Raw genomic sequence first — 6,876 nt, forward strand, 5'->3', positions numbered from 1 at the left:
CGCGTCCCTACCAGCCCTGAGGGTCAGCGCGGAGGGTAGGGACGCGTTGTGCGCGTCCTTGAATTCGGGGCTATGTCGTCGAGGGCGATCAAAAAGGTGCGCCGTCCATAGGGCGGTGAAAGGCACAACGCGTGGGACTCGCGATGCGCGGCTCTATGCTTGGCAGTTGAGACTGCCCCAATGGGTTCAAAAGGTGTTTTGAACCCTGAACCCATGAACCTGATGCCGACGGGGCTGGCCATCAGGGCTGTTTTCTGACCCCGTTGGGGTTCGGTTTTCCGTTGGGTTCAGGCTCACAGGCTCACTCCCTATATATAGGGAGTGAGCCTGTGAGCCTGATAGGGTCAACAGGGTCAATGACCCTGATTTGACCCTGCGTGAACCTGACCCTGGCTCTGCGCCAAGGGGCGGCATGGAGGATGGCAATCCACGCTGGTATTTTCCCGTCGGGGGTTGGGATTGGTATCAAGGTATCACTCCCTATATATAGGGAGTGATACCTTGATACCATAATACCGATGGTATCAATGATACCGGTTTGATACCGAGTGATACTTGATACCATTTCGTGGCAGCGAGCTTGGCGGGTATTTTTATAGAGGTTCGTAAAACCCATTTTAGTTTAGCGGGTTGTTTCTGGCCCGAGGATCATGGGCTTCGACGGCGGCTGGCTGAGGACAGCCAGCCCTACCCGCGCTGGGCTGGCGCGTGTCCGGCGCGAGGTAGGGAGGCTTGTCCTCAAGCCTCAGCCGAGTGTCGCCACGCATGCTTTTCGGATCAGTTTTGGAAAACGCTATATCTCAAGCGCCCCAGATGGGGGATCAGGACGATCCCCCTCCGCCTGCTGCGGCGTGCTTTGCTTTGTCCGAGTACTCTTCGAGACCCCTCTCAGAGCTTCGGCTCCAGCGTTTCGCGGTCTCCGGCGGCGAGGGTCAGGCAGACGATTCCCTGGCCGAGCAGCGGGTATGTTTGGGAGCCTGCCAGGCCGGGGGGGGATTTGGCGGGGAAGGAGGGGCTCAAGGCGGTGTCGAACACGAGAGTCCAGAGGATGTCCGCGCCACCGGGGAGGGTGAAAGGCTGGGGCTCGGCGCTGTTGTTGAACAGCAGCAGCAGCGGGCTGGAGGAGGCACTCACGGCGCCCATCAGTGCGCCAAAGCAGCGGCGGGTGTCCTGATGCCATTCCTCATGGTGCAGCAGGGTGCCATCGCTTTCCAGCCAGAGGACATCGCGCAGGCCGGTGGCGGGATTGAGTTTGCCATCGAAATAGCTGCTGCGTCGAAACGCTTCATGAGTGCGGCGGAAGGCGGTGATCTGCCGGGTGAAGGAGAGCATTTCTTCGTCGCAGTCGTGCCAGTCGATCCAGCTGATGTCGCTGTCCTGGCAGTAGGCGTTGTTGTTGCCGCGCTGGGTGCGGCCGCGTTCGTCGCCAGCGGTGATAAAGGGGACACCCAGGGAACACATCATGGTGGCGATCAGGCCACGGCGGAGACGCCCGCGTGTTTGCAGCACCTTGGGATCGGTGGTGGGGCCTTCCACGCCGCAGTTGCTGCTGTGGTTGTTGCTGTCGCCGTCGCGATTGTCCTCGTTGTTGGCTTCGTTGTGCTTGTGCTCGTAGCTGACGAGGTCCAGCAGCGTGAAGCCATCGTGCGAGGTGAGGAAATTGATGCTGGCCAGGGGCGGGCGCTGGTTCCAACCGAAGACGTCCTGGCTGCCGCAGAAGCGCTTGGCAAACTCGGCGGTGGCGCCGGAGTCTCCGCGCCACCAGCTGCGCACGGTGTCGCGATATTTGCCGTTCAGCTCGCGCCAGGGTTCGGGGAAATTGCCCACCTGATAGCTGTCCATGCGGGAGATGTCCCAGGCCTCGGCGATGAGCTTGACCCGCGAGAGCACGGGGTCCTGCGCCACGGCGCTGAGGAAGGGGGACTGGCGGTTGAATCCGTCCTTTTCATCCCGGGCCACGGTCACGGCCAGATCGAAACGGAAGCCGTCGACGTGCATTTCAGTGACCCAGTAGCGCAGGCTGTCCAGAATGAGGCGCAGGGCAGGCAGGCTGGCGGAATCGACCGAATTGCCGCAGCCGGTGACGTTGACATAGTCCGCGCCGTTTTCGCCAAAGTGATGCCGGTAGTAGCTGTGATCGTCGAGCCCGCGAAACATCAGCGAGGGGCCTTGTTCATTGCCTTCGGCGGTGTGATTGTACACGACATCGAGGATGACCTCGATGCCGGCGGCGTGCATGGCCTTCACCATGGCCTTGAACTCGCGCACCTGCTCCTGCGGATCTGCGGAGGCGGCGTAGGTGTTGTGCGGGGCGAAGAAGCCGATGGTGTTGTAGCCCCAGTAGTTGGTGAGGTCACGGCCCAGCAGAAAGCCGTCGTCCAGATGCTGATGCACCGGCAGAAGCTGCACGCTGGTGATGCCGAGATTCCGCAGGTAGGAGGTGACGGCGGGATGCGCGAGACCGGCGTAGGTGCCACGGAGCTTGGCCGGCACATCCGGGTGCGTTTGGGTGAAGCCCTTCACGTGCAGCTCACAGATCACCGTTTCCTGCCAGGGCACGCGGGGTTTGGCATCGCCGGTCCAGTCGAAGGATTCATCGATCACCACGCTTTTCAGGGCCTCAGCCCCGTTGTCGATGCAGCCTTTGGAGTGACGTGGATCGGTCAGCGTGCGCATGTGCTCGGCCTCGTCGGGAGTGCCATGGATGGCGCGGGCGTAGGGGTCGAGCATGAGCTTCTTGGCATTGAAGCGCATGGCGTTTTGGGGCAGCCAGGGGCCGTGGGCGCGGTAACCGTACAGCGTGCCTGCTTTGACGCCGCGCACGGTCGCATGCCACAGATCGCATTCGGCGCGCTGCATGCGCACCCGGGCGGTCTCACGGGTTGGCTCTTTGGGATCGAAGAGGCAAAGATCCATGGCCACGGCGTGGCGGGAGTGCACCACGAAGCGGGTGCTTTCGCGCAGCAGCGTGACGCCGGGAGTCAGAGGCTCTCCATTGATCTCGAATGAAACAGGGAAGGGGGAATCTGGGACGGCCGCACGAGCAGGGGGCGTGGGCGTGGACATCCGGGCAAATTTGCGTTTCAAGCTGGTGAGCAAAGGTTGCATGAGACCCACAACGCACAACGTTTGCCATGCCGCCATGATTTATCGCCATTTTCTTGTCCTTTTTCTTGTCATCTGCTCCTCCTGGGCTCACGCCCTCAAGCCGGCGGACCCGGCACGTTTTGAAAAGGCCATCCAGGCCTTTGAAGCGGAGGATACGGCCAAGGCACCGCCGAAGGATGTGACGGTGTTTGTCGGTGCTTCGAACATCCGTCGCTGGCAGTCGCTGCCGGAGAGGTTCAAGAAAACGCCGCTGCTCAATCGCGGCTTTGGCGGCTCGCAGCTCAGTGATGTGGCGTTCTTTGCGGATCGCTGTGTCATCAAATACAAGCCGAAGCAGATTTACCTCAATGCCGGTGGCAATGACCTGCATGCCGGAAAGACGCCAGAGGAGGTGCTGGCGGCGTTTGAGGATTTCGTGACGAAGGTGCGCACAGCGCTGCCAAAGACTGCGATTTCCTTCATCTCCATTCCACCTTCTCCCTCACGCTGGGATGAAGTGGAACAGGTCAAAAAGGCGAATGCGCTCATTGCCGCGTCCTGCGAAAAGACGGGCGTCGTTTTCATCGATGTGTTCTCATTGCTCCTCGGTGCGGATGGTCAGCCCCGGCCAGAGCTTTACGTGGAGGACAAGCTGCACTTCAGCGAGGCCGGTTACGATGTCGTGACCTCCGCCATCCGCTGGCAGAAGGACATTCTGGCCTTTGCAAAGAAGGATGCGGAAAAGGCGCCGCCGGAGAATCCCATCGTGTTCACCGGCAGCTCCAGCATCGTGAAGTGGAAAACGCTGGCGGAGGATTTCCCCGGACTGCCGGTGATGAATCGCGGCTTTGGCGGCTCCGAGGTGTTTGATTCCTTCAACTACGCGCACCTGACCGTGATCAAGTACAAGCCCCGGCAGGTGGTAATGTATGCGGGTGGCAACGACATCAATGCCGGCAAAACGCCGCAGCGGGTGTTTGCGGACTTCAAAGCCTTCGTGGCCAAGGTGCATGCGGCGCTGCCGGAGTGCCGCATCTGCTACATCTCGAACGCGCCGAATCCAAAGCGCTGGAGCATGATCGACCAGATGATCGAGGCCAGCCGTCTGGTGGAGGAGTACACGAAGACCGACAAGCGGCTGCAGTTCATCAATGTGTATCCGCACATGCTCGGGGCTGATGGGAAGCCGAAGCCGGACATCTTTGTGGAGGATCAGCTGCACATGAATCCGAAGGGGTATGTGATCTGGAAGGCCGTGGTGGGGCCGTATTTGAAGTAGGGGGGGGGGCTTTCGTTTGCTGATTGGTGCGGCATTCGGCAGTAGCTCGTGCGAGCGTTCCCGCGTGCAGCGCGCCGCATACGAGCGAGAATGCCCGAACAACTATGGGCGTTGGAGCGCGGGCCTCCGAGCCCGCAGCAGGTGGCTCGTGCTGAGAGCGCTGAATTCACATGGCAAGCCGCAAGCAGTATTGTCGTTGGATGTTGCGCTGCTGATGGATCGTGCAAGCCGGTGTGCGTAAGCGGAGTGCTGCGGGCTCGGAGGCCCGCGCTCCCGGGGCGTTGGCTAGGTCAAACGCTTCACGCCGGGATGGGCGCCTTTAATCGATTCACGCTTGGTTTTCCATCCGCTGAACTGTTCCCGCGAGCGGGGCGAGGGACTCTTCACCCGCGCACCACTCACACCAGCCCCTCCTTCACCGCCTTGGCAATCGCGCTGCCACGGCTGCGCACCTGGAGCTTCACATACACGCTGCGGATGTACTCGTCCGCCGTGTAGTAACCGATGCCGAGTTGGGCGGCGGCATCTTTGATGGTGCTGCCGCTGACGAGGAGCTTCAAGATGTCCAGCTCACGCGGGGTGAGGCCGTAGTCCTTCTGCGGAACGTTGGCCTTGGAAAACATCTCCAGCACGCGGCGGGCGATGTGGGGATTGATCGGCGAGCCGCCTGCGGCCGCGCTGCGAATGGCGGCGGCGATGTCCTCGGTGTTGGATGTTTTTAAAAGATACCCGGCGGCACCGGCGCAGATGGCGCGGAAGATTTTGTCGTCCTCTTCAAATACGGTGAGGATCACGATGGCGGTGCTGGGCGCAAGCTGGCGCAGGCGTGTGATGCCTTCGATGCCATTCATGCCGGGCAGGCCGACATCCAGCAGGAGCACCTGCGGCGCAGGCTCCGTGGTGAGCGCGGCAAAGGCGTCCTCGCAGGCGGTGAAGCGCTGCGTGCAGGAGATGCCGTCGAGCCGGTTCAAGGCCCTGACGAGGCGCTCGCCGTAGGTCTTGTGATCTTCGATGATCCAGAGGTGGATGGTTTCAGGCATGCAGCGGAAGAGTGAGAGTTAAAACGGTGCCTTGGGGCGCTGAGGTGATGTCGGTGAGGCCTTGATGTTTGGCGGCACGGCGATGCAGATTGGTGAGGCCCATGCCGGTGTGTTTGGCGGTGGTGTCGAAGCCGTGGCCGTTGTCGCGGATGGTGAGGATGATGTCGTTGTGTGTTTGCTTGAGCGTGATGTGCACCTCCGTGGCGGCGGCGTGGCGGGTGATGTTGTGCAGGGCTTCTTTGAACATCAGCATGAGATCGCGCTGGCGGTCCACGGAGAGGCGGCGGGTCTGGGCGTGGTCGTCGAGATCCAGCGTGTGCTGGATGCCGCGCAGCATGCGGTCGGCAGTTTCGCGCAGGAGGGTGGGCAGGTCGTCGGTGCCGTAGCGCTCGCTCTGCATGAGGCGCGTGATGTCGCGCATGGCGTCCACGGTTTCTGCGGCGATGTCTTTGATGTCGGTCAGGTCTTCGCGGGACTGGGGGCTTTGCCCGCCCTCGGCGAGAAGGTCCTGCGCGATGAGGGCAATGCTGCCGAGGCTGCTGCCGATCTCGTCATGCAGATCCTGTGCGATACGCTCGCGCAGGCGTTCGAGTTCCCCGCGCCGGATGCGCCGCTGCCGCTGCAGCCACAGGAGCAGCACGATGACGCCTGCCACGGCCATGCCGATGAGCAGCCCGAGTGCGATTTTTTGCCATTGCTGTGTGAGGGTTTCGCGCTGCTTCTCGATCACTCCAAGCTGGTGCTCCACCTCACGCCGCTGCGAGAGATCCGCCAGCCAGCCGGGCCAGTCCACGATGTTGGCACCGCTGGCAAAGCCATCCACCAAAGCCGCGCGTGACCAGCCGTCCTGCTCGGTGGAATTGGGGGAATTCACATCGCAGGCGAGCGCGATGTTTTTGCCTTCGGACCAGATCTGCATCTCTGCCATGGCGAGCACGACGGAGCCATTGCTCACGTGCGGAGCGAGAACCTGCAGGCGTACAAAGCGTGCGCGATGCGCGCCGACGAGCGTGACCCCATTGTCTCCCGGCAGGGCGTTGTAGCTGCCGGATTGGGGCGTGGGCAGGAGGCGTGGCTCTTCATTGTCCTCCTCGCGCAGCTCAATCTGATAGCGCACGGGGAAACCATAGCCATGGCTGTGGGCGAACTGCGGCGGATGAGAGGGAAAAAGGCGGATCTCATCGATGGGTCTGACGGTGCCGAGATCAATCTCCACCCAGGGGTTGTTGTAGGGGCGGCCTTCGCTGGTGAGCACACTGCGAAAGCCCAGCGTGGGACTGCGGTGCGTGCCGAGCGGCGGGCCGAGCACGGTGTGGCCATCGACGAGATTGATGCGGCCCCAGTCGGGGCGTGTGCCCTGGCTGCTGCTGGCTCTCACGGCATTGGGGCCGATGGCTTCCAGGCGCGCGCCGAGGTTTTGCTTTCCTTGCAGCAGCATCACTTCGCCCAAGGCGCAGAAGCTGCGTTCGC

General features: G+C 61.9%; 4 protein-coding genes. 1 reads left to right on the plus strand and 3 read right to left on the minus strand.

What is annotated here, in order from left to right; all coding sequences use genetic code 11:
* Window positions 1-888: 888 nt before the first annotated feature.
* Window positions 889-3,108, minus strand: coding sequence for a glycogen debranching protein GlgX (glgX, locus tag ACIREA_RS23105; protein WP_397384706.1), 2,220 nt, complete (start codon window positions 3,106-3,108; stop codon window positions 889-891).
* Window positions 3,109-3,142: 34 nt separating this feature from the next.
* Here glgX and ACIREA_RS23110 point away from each other — a divergent pair, with 34 nt between their 5' ends.
* On the plus strand, window positions 3,143-4,366 hold the full coding sequence (locus ACIREA_RS23110) for a GDSL-type esterase/lipase family protein (RefSeq protein ID WP_397384707.1): 1,224 nt from the start codon (window positions 3,143-3,145) through the stop codon (window positions 4,364-4,366).
* Window positions 4,367-4,764: 398 nt separating this feature from the next.
* Here the strand turns inward: ACIREA_RS23110 and ACIREA_RS23115 are convergent, their stop codons facing one another.
* A complete protein-coding gene (locus ACIREA_RS23115) occupies window positions 4,765-5,406 on the minus strand; it encodes a response regulator (protein ID WP_397384708.1) in 642 nt (213 codons plus the stop codon).
* On the minus strand, window positions 5,399-6,876 hold a 1,478-nt coding region (locus tag ACIREA_RS23120; RefSeq protein WP_397384709.1), incomplete at its 5' end, for an ATP-binding protein. The genes ACIREA_RS23120 and ACIREA_RS23115, both read right to left, overlap by 8 nt.

The organism is Prosthecobacter sp. (assembly GCF_044373815.1).
Taxonomy (GTDB): domain Bacteria; phylum Verrucomicrobiota; class Verrucomicrobiia; order Verrucomicrobiales; family Verrucomicrobiaceae; genus Prosthecobacter.

Coding starts and splice junctions, on each gene's coding strand:
- glgX (WP_397384706.1), bottom strand. CDS start 3,108: ATGCAACCTTTGCTCACCAGCTTGAAACGCAAATTTGCCCGGATGTCC.
- ACIREA_RS23115 (WP_397384708.1), bottom strand. CDS start 5,406: ATGCCTGAAACCATCCACCTCTGGATCATCGAAGATCACAAGACCTAC.
- ACIREA_RS23110 (WP_397384707.1), top strand. CDS start 3,143: ATGATTTATCGCCATTTTCTTGTCCTTTTTCTTGTCATCTGCTCCTCC.